The 12,511-nt window shown below is 42.3% G+C and carries 15 protein-coding genes; 8 read left to right on the forward strand and 7 right to left on the reverse strand.

The features are described from left to right. The coding region (locus J7E32_RS21150; RefSeq protein WP_214911488.1) for a hypothetical protein at window positions 1-240 on the forward strand (240 nt) is incomplete at its 5' end. 137 nt (window positions 241-377) lie between these two features. Here the strand turns inward: J7E32_RS21150 and J7E32_RS21155 are convergent. The 4 genes from J7E32_RS21155 to fdhD all read right to left on the reverse strand — a co-directional run bounded on the left by J7E32_RS21155 (window position 378) and on the right by fdhD (window position 3,981). Next, window positions 378-1,100, reverse strand: a complete 723-nt coding sequence (locus J7E32_RS21155) for an amino acid ABC transporter ATP-binding protein (protein ID WP_214911575.1) — start codon at window positions 1,098-1,100, stop codon at window positions 378-380. Between the two features lie 28 nt (window positions 1,101-1,128). Beyond that, window positions 1,129-1,788, reverse strand: a complete 660-nt coding sequence (locus tag J7E32_RS21160) for an amino acid ABC transporter permease (protein ID WP_041968211.1) — start codon at window positions 1,786-1,788, stop codon at window positions 1,129-1,131. Between the two features lie 114 nt (window positions 1,789-1,902). Further along, window positions 1,903-2,688, reverse strand: coding sequence for a transporter substrate-binding domain-containing protein (locus tag J7E32_RS21165; RefSeq protein ID WP_353654091.1), 786 nt, complete (start codon window positions 2,686-2,688; stop codon window positions 1,903-1,905). Between the two features lie 516 nt (window positions 2,689-3,204). Further along, complete coding sequence (fdhD, locus tag J7E32_RS21170) at window positions 3,205-3,981, reverse strand: formate dehydrogenase accessory sulfurtransferase FdhD (RefSeq protein ID WP_483297626.1); 777 nt, start codon at window positions 3,979-3,981, stop codon at window positions 3,205-3,207. A gap of 498 nt (window positions 3,982-4,479) precedes the next feature. On the opposite strand from fdhD, the gene J7E32_RS21175 reads away from it, so the two are divergent. The 4 genes from J7E32_RS21175 to J7E32_RS21190 all read left to right on the forward strand — a co-directional run bounded on the left by J7E32_RS21175 (window position 4,480) and on the right by J7E32_RS21190 (window position 9,000). Beyond that, window positions 4,480-5,742: an L-lactate MFS transporter gene (locus tag J7E32_RS21175; protein WP_214911492.1), complete on the forward strand. Its 1,263-nt coding sequence runs from the start codon at window positions 4,480-4,482 to the stop codon at window positions 5,740-5,742. Between the two features lie 73 nt (window positions 5,743-5,815). Beyond that, entirely contained in the window at window positions 5,816-6,178 is a 363-nt protein-coding gene (locus tag J7E32_RS21180; protein ID WP_214911494.1) for a Na-translocating system protein MpsC family protein, read from the forward strand. Between the two features lie 123 nt (window positions 6,179-6,301). Beyond that, window positions 6,302-8,662 carry an FdhF/YdeP family oxidoreductase gene (locus tag J7E32_RS21185; protein WP_214911497.1) on the forward strand — a complete coding sequence of 787 codons (2,361 nt, stop codon included), beginning with the start codon at window positions 6,302-6,304 and terminating at the stop codon, window positions 8,660-8,662. Window positions 8,663-8,721: 59 nt separating this feature from the next. Continuing rightward, window positions 8,722-9,000 (forward strand): hypothetical protein, encoded by a 279-nt coding sequence (locus tag J7E32_RS21190; protein WP_214911498.1) that lies wholly within the window; start codon window positions 8,722-8,724, stop codon window positions 8,998-9,000. A gap of 256 nt (window positions 9,001-9,256) precedes the next feature. Here the strand turns inward: J7E32_RS21190 and J7E32_RS21195 are convergent, their stop codons facing one another. Next, window positions 9,257-9,493 (reverse strand): hypothetical protein, encoded by a 237-nt coding sequence (locus J7E32_RS21195; protein ID WP_214911500.1) that lies wholly within the window; start codon window positions 9,491-9,493, stop codon window positions 9,257-9,259. 203 nt (window positions 9,494-9,696) lie between these two features. On the opposite strand from J7E32_RS21195, the gene J7E32_RS21200 reads away from it, so the two are divergent. Together J7E32_RS21200 and J7E32_RS21205 are read left to right on the forward strand one after the other, a co-directional pair. After that, window positions 9,697-9,957, forward strand: a complete 261-nt coding sequence (locus J7E32_RS21200) for a hypothetical protein (RefSeq protein ID WP_214911502.1) — start codon at window positions 9,697-9,699, stop codon at window positions 9,955-9,957. Between the two features lie 209 nt (window positions 9,958-10,166). Continuing rightward, complete coding sequence (locus J7E32_RS21205; protein WP_214911504.1) at window positions 10,167-10,646, forward strand: hypothetical protein; 480 nt, start codon at window positions 10,167-10,169, stop codon at window positions 10,644-10,646. 110 nt (window positions 10,647-10,756) lie between these two features. Here J7E32_RS21205 and J7E32_RS21210 read toward each other — a convergent pair whose 3' ends face one another. Together J7E32_RS21210 and J7E32_RS21215 are read right to left on the reverse strand one after the other, a co-directional pair. Next, window positions 10,757-11,299: a general stress protein gene (locus J7E32_RS21210; protein WP_214911506.1), complete on the reverse strand. Its 543-nt coding sequence runs from the start codon at window positions 11,297-11,299 to the stop codon at window positions 10,757-10,759. Window positions 11,300-11,565: 266 nt separating this feature from the next. Then, the gene (locus tag J7E32_RS21215; RefSeq protein WP_214911508.1) at window positions 11,566-11,718 is read right to left on the reverse strand and encodes a YfhE family protein; all 153 of its coding nucleotides are present in this window, start codon (window positions 11,716-11,718) and stop codon (window positions 11,566-11,568) included. 175 nt (window positions 11,719-11,893) lie between these two features. Here J7E32_RS21215 and J7E32_RS21220 point away from each other — a divergent pair, with 175 nt between their 5' ends. After that, window positions 11,894-12,466 carry a hypothetical protein gene (locus J7E32_RS21220; protein ID WP_214911510.1) on the forward strand — a complete coding sequence of 191 codons (573 nt, stop codon included), beginning with the start codon at window positions 11,894-11,896 and terminating at the stop codon, window positions 12,464-12,466. Window positions 12,467-12,511 lie beyond the last annotated feature (45 nt).

Genomic DNA, 12,511 nt, shown 5'->3' on the forward strand with positions numbered 1-12,511 from the left:
GGTCAGCCCCGACAAGCGCTGGAGGGCCTGACAGTGAAGTCGTTCTTTGACTTCATTGGGCGGACCGAAATCGAAAAGTATAGCCGACTGCCCAGAAACGCAGAAACTGGAGACTCCGACAAAGAAGCGCTTTTTGCTTCTGCCGGCGGAGTTGAAGTTTCGGAGTTTCTAGGAGGCGAAACTAGACAATTCGAAAAGCGGAGGCGACTGCCCAACTCCGACAAGCGCTGGAGGGCCTGACAGTGAAGTCGTTCTTTGACTTCATTGGCAGGACTGAAGCGTCTCGAGGAGTTAGGAGCCGCAGCTAGACAGGCGTCTCGAGGGGCCAGGTGCTGGAGCTAGATTACTTATCCACCGCTAAATAATTTTATAAACGTTTAAAAGGTTTTGCTTAAAAACTCTCGTGTACGTTCTTCGACAGGATTATCAAAGATTTCATCCGGGTGGCCAACTTCTACAATCCGGCCTCCGTGCATATAGACAACCCAATCAGCTACCTCGCGCGCAAAGCCCATTTCATGTGTCACGACTACCATGGTCATGCCCTCTTCTGCCAGCTCCTTCATTGTTGCCAGTACTTCTCCAACCAGCTCGGGGTCGAGTGCTGATGTCGGTTCATCGAACAGCATGATATCTGGCTTCATCGCCAGCGCTCTCGCAATTGCCACTCGCTGTTTCTGGCCGCCAGAAAGCTTGGATGGATAAACTTTTTCTTTATCCGCCAGGCCAACCTTATCTAGCAGTTCTCTTGCTTCCTTGATCGCCTGTGATTTGCTGATCCCTTTTACATGCATTGGCGCCTCGATAATATTCTCAATCACATTTTTATGAGGAAATAGGTTAAAGTGCTGAAAAACCATACCAATTTTCTGGCGCACTTCGTTCAGGTCATGCGAATCTGCATTTACTTCTTCACCTTCAATGATGATTTGGCCATTATCTTTAATTTCCAGGAAGTTCAGGCATCGCAGCAAAGTACTTTTACCTGAGCCACTTGCTCCTATCAGGCAGACAACGTCACTTTCTTTTACATTTATATCAACGTCCTTCAATACGTGAAGGTCGCCAAATGATTTATTCAGTTTCTTAACATTGATCATATCTCTTCCGTCCAAAACAAATTCCCCCTTAATCACTTACCGAAAGTTTCTTCTCAAGTAGTCCAACCAAAGCAGATATCAAGTAAACAAGGAATAGATAGTACACAGCAACGATGAGCAAGTAAGTCATATTGTCAAAATCGTTTGCCCCTTTTGTTGTCGCGACATTGAATAATTCATACATTCCAATGAATGCTGCTAGTGAAGAATCCTTGAGGCCAATGATGAATTGATTCCCAAGTGGAGGCAAGGCACGACGGAATGCTTGTGGGAGGATAATTCTCCGCATTGTAAGGACCCTGCTCATTCCAAGCGAACGACCAGCTTCCATTTGTCCCTTGTCAATTGATTGGATGGTTCCCCTGAAGATTTCTGCTATATAGGCACCGTTATGAAAGGCCAGCCCAAGGGCTACAGACCAGAAAGCAGAGATGTTTAAATTGGTCATTCCAAAGTAGAATATGAAGATTTGGACGATCAAAGGTGTACCTCTGACCAAATAGATATAGGCATTTGCAATCCATTCCAAAACTTTAATACCTGATATTTTGAGGAAGGCAAAAAATAACCCTATGAAAATAGCAATCAAAATCGAGACTGCTGTAACTTGCAATGTAAGCAGCATGCCTTTGAGGAATATATCATACGTGTCAAAAAAGACTTCTATAACATGCGATAGACTTGGCAAAATTCATTCAACTCCCTGTGGGCTCTTTTATCGTTTATCGTTTTTGGTAAATATCATTTTTAAGCAGAAACGAATGTGCAGTTATACCGCACATTCGCTCCAGATGACAACTTATTACTCCGGTTTAGCCGTTATGTCTTCACCGAAATATTTTTCACTGATTTCCTTCAACGTTCCATTTTCTCTTAAAGTTTCCAATGCCTCGTTGACTTTCTCCAGTAATTCGTCGTTGTCTTGGGCTATGGCAATTGCCTGCTCGCTTCGGCCAAGGAGCTCTTTGCCTTCAATTTCAAGGCCAGCACCAATTGCTTCTTTCCCTGTAATAAAGTCCGTTATAACAGCGTCGTGCCTTCCATTGGCCAACGCTTCTAAAGCAGTTACGTCACTGTCATAAAGCACAATATTATCTGTCACATCTTCAGCAGTCTTTGCATAAGTAGAACCTTTAGAAACTGCAATTTCCAATCCTTCTAAATCAGCAAGTTTCTCTAAATCGCTGTCAGGTCGTACAAAAATTTGCGGTCCTGAATAGTAGTATGGAGTAGAAAAATCTACATGTTTTTTACGATCATCATTAATTGTATGGCTGGCAACAGCTGCATCGAATCTGCCTGACTTGACACCTTCTACGATACTGGCAAACTTAAATTTTTTCTGGTTTGGTTCAAGACCCAATTCCTTTGCCACTGCTTCGGCAACATCGATGTCGAACCCGGTCATCTTGCCTGCTCCATCTGTTACGCTGAATGGTTTGAATTCTCCAGATGATGCAAAAGTGAACTTGCCATCCTCGGCCAATTTCATGCCGCCATCGCCGGATGCTTTTTCATCGCTGCCGCAAGCAGCCAGGAGACCTGTCATGGTCACCATAATAATGAATAATGATAAAATTTTCTTCACTGTTTAAAACTCCCCCTCATAATCTTACTTTCTTTAATATTTATTCTGTTAAACGGTCCTTATAACCCAGTTATAAAAAACCGTAACATTCTACCCAAAGTACTTATACCCGCTTTTCAAGAACGGTAAACTAGTATTGTTAGAATTCATTCAAATTTCCTATTTTACCGAATATTACGCCTAAAATATAAAAATGCGTTATAACAATAATTGTAACAATCTTGTAATATTCAATCAAAATCCAAATAATCTGATAATTTAACAAATCATGTGATATTCTTTGTTCTCGTCCACTGAGCCTGCCGAGCCTCCCTTTTCCCTCTGAATCCTCTAAGATACTCCTGATTCTTCCTTGTGTGACAATGTCCGTGAAAAAAAGACATTATACTAGAAAAAGCCAGAATCCATAAATGGCCCCTGGCTTTTAGTATGTTTGGTCTATTAAACAACTCATGAAATTAATACTAATTATCAAAAATGAAATTTGTTCAATTTATATAGCTTATAACAAAAGGTTTAATCAACAATTCTTTCTGGACAGGAATACACATTAAAAGATTTTCCACGGATAAAACCTACTGCAGTTATATTTAAGTCCTTTGCCAGTTTAATAGCAAGATCTGTAGGCGCTGATTTGGACAGGACGATTCCTACCCCAATTTTCGCCGCTTTCAATAATACTTCTGAAGAAATCCTGCCACTAAATACAATGATTTTATTTCTTACAGGCACCCTATTCAAAATGCTATATCCATATAACTTATCCAGTGCATTATGTCTTCCAATATCCGTGCGAACCGCAATCATTTCATCAGGGGAACAAAGAGCTGCATTATGTACTCCTCCAGTTTCAAGAAACACTTGAGAGCTGTTTTGCATCTGGTTCATCAGGGCAATGCTCTGAGTCGCTGAAATGGTTGTATTGGACATCGAGGTTTTCGCTGTCCGGGCATCATTATGAAAATAAAATTGACGGCTCTTTCCGCAGCAGGAACCAATAAAGCGTTTTGAATAATACTCCTGATTTGTTGTCATGCTCACTTTTAGCATAACGTATGCATAGCCTCTGCTTTCATCGATGCTAAGTGAATGGATGTCATTGTAGGAACGGATTACCCCTTCGGATGCCAGAAAACCGACAACCATTTCCTCAAAATGTGTAGGAGTGCAAACCATTGTGGCAAACTCCATGTCATTTACATAAATGGTCAATGGGAATTCATTTACGATGACATCCTCTACATCCAGGAATTGTCCGTCCTGATATTTCGTTATCGTATATTTATCACTCATGTTTTCTAACATAGTCTTCACCTGAATTTATAAGAATTTGAGAATACTTAAAATCTAAACACAATCTTTTCTTTTTCTCAAGAAAAATTTACAACACACCCATAGTGTAAAATTGATTTAGCAACCTAAAATGTATTGCATCTACAGTTCTAAGATGATAAAATTTTTTCGAAGTTCACTATTCTGTCACATTTTGATTCGAGATAGCGATCCTGTCGTCGGTTAAGGTGTAATAGGAATTGTAAGCGATTAACTGTTGGTCCGTAAGTAGCGAATCCTGCTTAGTACTAACCGTCAATTTTTCTATTAAAGCCCTGATTTTTTAGTTCGGGCTTGGAAAGATTGGCGGTTTTCTGTTTCTCGGGAAAGAACCAGGAACAACAACAGTATACATATCGAGCTTGGAATCAAGATCTTTGAAGTTTAAGAGATTCCATCTACTTCATTGTTGCGGTCATTGGTTATATGGAAAAACAAACAAAGTAAAGGGGTAAAAGCATGAAAAAAACGAAGAATCGATGGCTTATTGCAGCCTCAGCAGTGGGAATCCACATTTCCATTGGGTCTGTATATGCCTGGAGCAACTTTACAAACCCATTAATCGAGGAGTTCGGCTGGACTTCCAAGCAAGTACAGTTTACATTCAGCCTTGCCATTTTATTTTTAGGATTATCAGCAGCCTTCCTCGGGCATTTTGTTGAAAAACATGGTCCAAGAAAAGCAGGACTCCTGGCAGCAGCCTTTTTCGGAGCAGGTATTTTAGGATCAGGACTAGCTGTGAATCTCGGTTCATTGCCATTATTGTATATTACTTATGGTGTTTTAGGCGGAATAGGCCTGGGAGTCGGTTACATAGCCCCGGTTTCCACTTTGGTAAAATGGTTCCCAGACAGACGCGGACTTGCCACAGGACTTGCCATCATGGGGTTCGGTTTTGCGGCAGCGATCAGCAGCCCAATTATGGACACCCTGATTAAATCTGTAGGTACTGCCAATACATTTTACATTCTGGGCGCAGCTTATTTTATTATTATGACACTATCATCCCTGTACCTTGAAAAGCCACCAGTTGATTGGGCTCCAAAAGGATTCAAGGAAAAAACAGAGTCTGGAAAAGTGAAAGTCAAGAAAGATCTTTCCCAGCTGACAGCCAATGAAGCAATAAAGACTTCACGTTTTTACTATTTATGGATCATGCTCTTCATCAACGTTACTTGCGGTATCGCGATCCTCTCAGCTGCAAAACCGTTAGCTGAAGAAAGTATTGGCTTAACTACTGCAGAGGCAGCGGCATTGGTTGGAGTTTTAGGTTTATTCAACGGATTTGGCCGGATCGCCTGGGCTTCGATATCTGACTATATCGGCCGTCCTAACACATATACGATTTTCTTCGCGACACAGATTGTATTATTCATGCTGTTGCCGCATACGAAAGAAGCTTTTCTATTCCAGGTTATGCTTGCGGTAGTTTACACAATGTACGGCGGCGGTTTTGCGGCCATCCCAGCATTCATCGGTGACATATTTGGAACAAAACAGCTCGGTGCGATTCACGGATATATCCTGACTGCATGGGCAGCTGCAGGATTGGCTGGACCAATGTTCGCAGCCTGGATGAAAGACACTACAGGAAGCTACGCAACCAGCTTAACGTTCTTCAGCGGATTGTTCGTTGTTGCGCTGGCGGTGTCCATTTTAATCCGCCGTGACATCAATAAACTGCGAAAACAAAATGAAGCTAATGAAAGACTAGCTGGTTAATGCTTTGTAATTGCCTCTCAATATGGTAAAATACCTATCGTCTTAAAACCTGTATAGATGACAGGAGGATAATATGAATAAATACGAGGCAGAATTCAGCAACCTGGTCCGGTCTTTTCGGAAAAAGCATATGGGCAAAGGACCAAGCAAAATAACCACTACCTTCTGTAAGAAATGGGCCATCTGTGAAATGGAAGGAAACCTTTCACCTGTAGAGAAATTCATTGCTTCCGCCAATGAAGGGAAACAGGCACTTAGGGCAGCTAGAACGGAAATGGTTAAAGAAATGTACCGAAAGAATCCTCCAATGGAAATGGAAGAGTTTCTCGGCTGCAAGTTGGTAGAACTTTTTGTAGATATAGATATCGATCGTGATTTTGGAATGTCCATCTTTGTTTTTGAGGAGGACATTCAAGAAAAATTCTGTAACTTATAAGGTATGGCACTTGGCAGCGAACCTGCTAAAGACTAACCACCGTTAAAACCTGGACCATCGGCTTCAGGTTTACGGTGGTTTTTTTATAGACTTAAAGATTGTTATAAATGGGAGTGTTTAAAATTGGGTAAAACAAAACATCCAGGACCACAGAAAAAAGCGGCAATGCCTGCACCAGAGCACTGGGTAAGCCCGATTCCTTTCGGGCTTGGCAAGGTGAAGCCGAAACATATAAGAGATACGATGAAGACACTTTGGGACAATCGGGATAACTTTGGTTATGCGACCAACATCCTGACCAAAGGAGTATGTGATGGTTGTGCCTTAGGTGTCTCTGGTTTGAAAGACCAGACTTTGACAGGCCCGCATATTTGTACGACAAGATTGAATGTCCTCAGACTGAATACTGCCGGGGCAATAAAGCCTGAAATTCTCCATTCTGATATAGATGAACTACGAAAATATGACAGCACCCAGCTGCGCAAACTGGGACGTATCCCCTATCCAATGATCCGCCGAAAGGGTGAGCGGAAGTTCTCCCGCATTACCTGGGATGATGCAATGGATATGATTGCAGAGAAAGCGAAAAAGCTGGATCCGAAACAGTACGCTTTTTACCTGACTAGCCGCGGGATTACAAACGAATCTTACTATGTAGCCGGAAAAGTCTCCCGCTTTCTTGGTACGAACAATATTGACAATGCAAGCCGGATTTGCCATTCGCCTTCAAAAACAGCTTTAAAACGCTCGATTGGCGTTGGGGCTTCCACTTCAAATTACCAGGACTGGATAGGCACTGATGTCTTGTTGTTCTGGGGCAGCGTAGCATCAAACAGTTCACCGGTTTCGTCGAAATATATGCTGGAAGCAAAGAAAAAGGGAACAAAAATCATCGTCGTCAATCCATATAAGGAACCTGCAATGGATGAATACTGGATTCCTTCTAATCCAGAATCCGCTCTTTTTGGCACAAAAATCGCCGATGATTTTTACCAGGTCAATATTGGCGGTGACATTGCTTTCATGCATGGGATCATGAAGCATTGGTTTGAGATGGAGGAAATCAGGCACGGCTCAGCCATCAATCATGTATTTGTTCAAAAGCATGTGAATGGATTTGAGGAATTGAAAGCGAAGGTCCAGGAGCAAGAATGGGAAGATATTATCGCATCTTCTGGCATTTCTAAAGAACGCATTATCGAGTTGGCGGAACTGCTCGCTAACAGCAAGAATGCCGTTTATGCATGGGCACTTGGTTTGACGATGCATTCGTTCGCAACAGACAATATTTCACAAGTGGCGAACCTTGCCTTGCTTCGGGGACACCTTGGACGAAAGTACGCAGGCCTGATGCCTTTCCGCGGACACTCCTCTGTTCAAGGAAGCGGTGAAATGGGTGCAGATCCTTTCGTTCTTCCTGGCGGAGATTTTTACGGGGAAAATATTAAGCGAATTGAGAATCTTTGGGGGTTCGAACTTCCGGACTGGCAAGGTGACATCGTCGGAGTGACTCTCGAAAATATTCTTCTTCCTGAAGAGCATGAACGCAAAATCAAAATGTATTACTTATCTGGAGGCAATTTCCTTGAAACGATGCCAGACCCACATTTTGTGGAAAAAGCATTGTCTGAACTCGAGATTCGTGTTCATCAGGACATCATCCTGAATACTTCTACCCTTGTTGATGCAAAAGAAGCCGTCATTGTCCTTCCAGCGAAGACTCGTTATGAACAGGAAGGCGGCGGAACATCCACTTCAACTGAGCGTATGGTTTATTTTAGCCCTGAAATCGAAGGCAATAAGAATCAGGTTGAAGAAGCTCGTGCTGAATGGAAAATCTACATTGATTTAGCCAAGCGGATCAAGCCTGAAACTGCGCATTTGGTTGATTTTAAAGATGCACAGGAGATACGGAATGAAATCGCACTGGCGAATCCTAATTATGATGGAATACAACATCTAAAAAAAGCAGGAGATGTGTTCCAGTGGGGCGGAGCCTGGTTATGTGAAGATGGAATCTGCCCTACTTCAGATGGAAAAGGAAAGCTGATAACAGTTGATATCCCTGAACTCGGTAAAAAGGAAGGACAATTCATCGTTACCTCCCGCCGGGGAAAGCAATTCAACTCCATGGTCTACAATGAAGTCGATCCTCTTAACGGCGCTGGACGCTATGATGTGCTGATGAATGCAGAAGACGCACAGGACCTTAGCATTGCCGAAGGTGAAGGAATTGTTCTATACAACGGATTCGGTGTCTTCCAGGGCAGAGCTAAATTCGTAGACATTTCACGCGGCAACGTTCAGGTTCATTTTCCAGAAGGTAACTTCCTGCTTCCAAGGGGACGCTATGAAAAATTCGCAGGTATCCCGGACTACAACATCACAGTCACACTGGAAAAAGCTGATCGCTTCAACGCCAGAAAAGACGTCGAACACCATGAAAAACGAATTGAGGATGATCAACTTGACGCACCAGCATAAGATTGAACAAAAAGCGCAAGCGCCTCGTTCAGCCCCGACAAGCGCTGGAGGGCAACCCAATGAAGTCGTTCTTTGACTTCAATGGGTTGCTCGAAATCGAAATGCATAGCCGACTGTCCAGAAACGCAGAAACTGGAGACTCCGACAAAGAAGCGCTTTTTGCTTCTGCCGGCGGAGTTGAAGTTTCGGAGTTTCTAGGAGGCGACACTAGACAATTCGAAAAGCGGAGGCGACTGCCCAACCAACTCCGACAAGCGTTGGAGGACCTGACAGTGAAGTCGCTCTTTGACTTCATTGGCAGGACCGAAACGTCTCGAGGAGTTAGGAGCCGCAGCTAGACAAGCGACTCGAGGGGTTAGGCGCTGAAGCTGGATTAAGAAAAACACATGCAGTTATCCACACCTAAATAAACTTTATAAATTTCTTTACATATGAAAACAGCTTGCAGATTTTAACCTCTGCAAGCTGTTTGTATTTAATAATGAAGTTTCTGTTGGTAATTAGGTTCAATTTTTTCAAAACAAAGAAACAGGAAAGCCATTTTTAATAGCATTTCCTGAATGAAAGAATAATGAAATTAAACTCTAACGTTTTCTAAAGCCACCTTGGCCCTCTGTGTCTCTCATTCTTTCGCTCATCCGAACTGCTTTCTTCCTCAATGTGTTTGTCTTTCCCAAGTTCATCCCCTGCTCTTCTTCCATGACCAAAGAAATCAAATGGATGTCTTCTGCCCCTCCGGTGATCCCTGCGGCTTTCCTGGATGATCTCAACTTCTTTTGCATGAATTGTCAGCTTATCTACATGAATAACCTTGCCTTTTTCACGCGACATATTTTCCCCTCCTGCCTTTATCTATTCTGTATTATCCTATTCGTTCTTCCAGGAAGGGTATAGGCGGTTTTTCAATTTATTCTTTTGCATTAAGAACAAAAAGCGCAAGCGCCTCGTTCAGCCCCGACAAGCGCTGCCCGCCTGAAACGCCACATCGTGTGGCTGGCGGGTCTAGCACGTCCTGTGCCTCGGAGGGACGACCAATGAAGTCGTTCTTTGACTTCAATGGGCGGCTCGAAATCGAAATGCATAGCCGACTGTCCAGAAACGCAGAAACTGGAGACTCCGACAAAGAAGCGCTTTTTGCTTCTGCCGGCGGAGTTGAAGTTTCGGAGTTTCTAGGAGGCGACACTAGACAAGCGACTCGAGGGGCTAGGCGCTGGAGCTGGAATAAGAAAACCACAGGCAGTTATCCACACCTAAATAACTTTATAATTTCCTTAACATCAACAAAAACGCCGTAACGGCGTTTTTGTACGATTAATTGCTTTGTGACAACACCAGTCCTTTCCAGATTAAAATTTGGGTGACTTGTCTATTTGTGTAAAAAGTTGAAGATAATATGAAAATGTGTAATATATTTCAACTTTTATGTTCGTTTAGATTACTAGCCCATGGGTAAAATCTGTACATTGATTATAAAAAAACTTTTAAGAATAGGAGGTCTCTAATCATGTTCGGCTTTTCAGACTTTATCGGCTTTCTTCTAGCACTGTTATTTATTTATCCAATAGTTTCACTAATTCATGAATTGGGGCATTCCTTCTTCGCATGGATATTTGGAGGGGAATTCAGTTTCTCCCTGGGGCGCGGAAAAAGAATTTTCAAAAAGGGACCATTCAGTTTAAACAGTATGTATTTTCTGGACGCTTTTAGCGAGTATGAGCACCTTAAATGGAATAATCGATTAACTCATTTCCTTGTCCATGCAGGTGGAATCATTTTTAATCTTGGATCAGTGCTCGTGCTTAACATCCTCATCTCACAAGACATTTTAGAGCCCCATACGCTATTTGTACGCTATTCCTATTTTTCTGTCTGGCTGGCAACCTTTTCACTGATTCCAGTTGATTATGGCAACGGAAATTATAGCGACGGGCTGGCTATTTACCACGTTATTCGTTACAATGAATGGCCAAAACTTACCGGATAACTTCTTCATTGAATCGTACCTGTCCTACTGGAACAGGTACTTTTTTCTAATGTCGCTATATCCATAGAAAGAGGCATTCCTATCCAAAGGAATGCCTCTTGCCCTCCAGTTTAGGAAGTCACATACATATCAGTGTTCAATGAATTAGAATCTCTAAAAGTAGTATGGATTTCTTCTCTTCTTTCCTCATCCACTTCGACTAACACAAGGATATTGCCACCCTTTAAGTACCTCTCATATTCCTTAGCGTCATCTTCTGTTACTCCTGCACCTGTCAATGCACCCACAATGCCGCCTCCTGCAGCGCCAATTGCCGCACCGCTTAGTGTTGTTGCAAGCGGACCAGCAGCAGCAAGGACACCAATTCCAGGAATTGAAAGCAGGCCGATTTCGGCAATCAGACCAGCTATTCCTCCAAGAACGCCACCAGTCCCGGCGCCAATTCCGGCACCCTTGCCAGCATTTTTACCGCGATCCGAATCATTTTCAATTACATCGACATCCGTTTGGTCTTCGATGTTTTCCAGCTTATCGTTGTCTTTTGCAAAGATCGATAAGTCGTGCGATTCAAATCCCATTTCCTTAAGTCTTCTAATCGCCCCAACTGCTTCGTCTGTATTTCTGAATACTCCACCTACGATTGTCTTTTCCATAGACTATTACCTCCATTCAAGTTTTTATGCTCATTCAGGATTCAATGATTGAGCGTGATGCTTTTTTGATGCGGCATACAAAATCTCAAAGCTGAGATTCTTAAAATTAAGATTCTTTAAACTAAGACTTGTATACCAAAATGGCAATTTACCATTTAACAATGTGTGTGATTTTGCCTACATACAACCAATACCCGTCACATTTTGGCCTAAACATAGAGTCACGGAAATAGAAAAGATGGCCTGAAAGCCATCTTTTTGCCTATCTATTTACCTTTATTTCCGTTTTCTTCTCTGTACTTATTTTCCGCCTTGACTGCACGAGAAAATTCTCTTGCATAAAGCACTTCCTGAGTATCAGTCAAGCCATTGTTCTGTTCCGTATTCAACCCTTTGTTAGGAGCTTTATTCTTATTCATTTAATGATCCCTCCTGAGTTCGAATTAGATGATCTCCATCTACTATTTTTCTACCCTGAGGATACCGCAGTAAACAAAACCAATTGAAATGGTAACATTTCCGAAGAAAATCCACCCAAAAACGCAGTAATGGTTTGTCCTTGCTTTTCATATGATGGTGAAAAGGAGGCTTGCGATGATTATATTTAATGCTTATATTCTTTTTAGCCTCGCCGTTACAGTTATGCTTTCGATTATGCTTATCCTTCGTAACAGAGATCGATTGACAGGCATGAATGGAATGATTATTTCAATGTTTCTCGCCATGAATATTGGATTGACTAGTGGAGTCTTATTCGGAACTGTTTTTCGCGGTGATTTATTTCTTTCTACCATTATATCAATGCTATTAGGAGCAGCAGTTGGCACCATGACAGGTGCTTTATTCAGTTCTGCTGCAGCAATCGAAGGTCTTATGTCCGGTATTATGGGCGGAATGATGGGGGCAATGCTTGGAGAAATGCTGCTGCCTGAAAAATCCCTGATCTTGATTAACATCTTCTTAACGATTTCAGCAGCCAGCTTATTCCTTTTCAAAATACTCCCAATAACTCAAACATCCATGAAATCAAAAAAATATATCATAAAACCAGTCCTTATTTTTACATTGTTTATCATCTACCTGTATTCTGGAAGTCTTCTTGGGGATGACTGGTTAAATAACTTACATTTAAAGAAAGACCACGGACAGCACTTACATCATCCCTGATTCTGTCAACGGCAATTGCCCTGATATCAACGAAAGGATAGGAGC

Origin of the sequence: Bacillus sp. ISL-55, assembly GCF_018613155.1 — a bacterium.
Classification (GTDB): domain Bacteria; phylum Bacillota; class Bacilli; order Bacillales; family Cytobacillaceae; genus Mesobacillus.

Excerpts from the sequence above, each read along its gene's own strand:
- J7E32_RS21175 (WP_214911492.1), top strand. The coding sequence starts at position 4,480 with ATGAAAAAAACGAAGAATCGATGGCTTATTGCAGCCTCAGCAGTGGGA.
- J7E32_RS21215 (WP_214911508.1), bottom strand. The coding sequence starts at position 11,718 with ATGAATAAGAATAAAGCTCCTAACAAAGGGTTGAATACGGAACAGAAC.
- J7E32_RS21205 (WP_214911504.1), top strand. The coding sequence starts at position 10,167 with ATGTTCGGCTTTTCAGACTTTATCGGCTTTCTTCTAGCACTGTTATTT.
- J7E32_RS21155 (WP_214911575.1), bottom strand. The coding sequence starts at position 1,100 with ATGATCAATGTTAAGAAACTGAATAAATCATTTGGCGACCTTCACGTA.
- J7E32_RS21220 (WP_214911510.1), top strand. The coding sequence starts at position 11,894 with ATGATTATATTTAATGCTTATATTCTTTTTAGCCTCGCCGTTACAGTT.
- fdhD (WP_483297626.1), bottom strand. The coding sequence starts at position 3,981 with ATGAGTGATAAATATACGATAACGAAATATCAGGACGGACAATTCCTG.
- J7E32_RS21195 (WP_214911500.1), bottom strand. The coding sequence starts at position 9,493 with ATGTCGCGTGAAAAAGGCAAGGTTATTCATGTAGATAAGCTGACAATT.
- J7E32_RS21190 (WP_214911498.1), top strand. The coding sequence starts at position 8,722 with ATGAAGTCGTTCTTTGACTTCAATGGGTTGCTCGAAATCGAAATGCAT.
- J7E32_RS21210 (WP_214911506.1), bottom strand. The coding sequence starts at position 11,299 with ATGGAAAAGACAATCGTAGGTGGAGTATTCAGAAATACAGACGAAGCA.
- J7E32_RS21180 (WP_214911494.1), top strand. The coding sequence starts at position 5,816 with ATGAATAAATACGAGGCAGAATTCAGCAACCTGGTCCGGTCTTTTCGG.
- J7E32_RS21200 (WP_214911502.1), top strand. The coding sequence starts at position 9,697 with ATGAAGTCGTTCTTTGACTTCAATGGGCGGCTCGAAATCGAAATGCAT.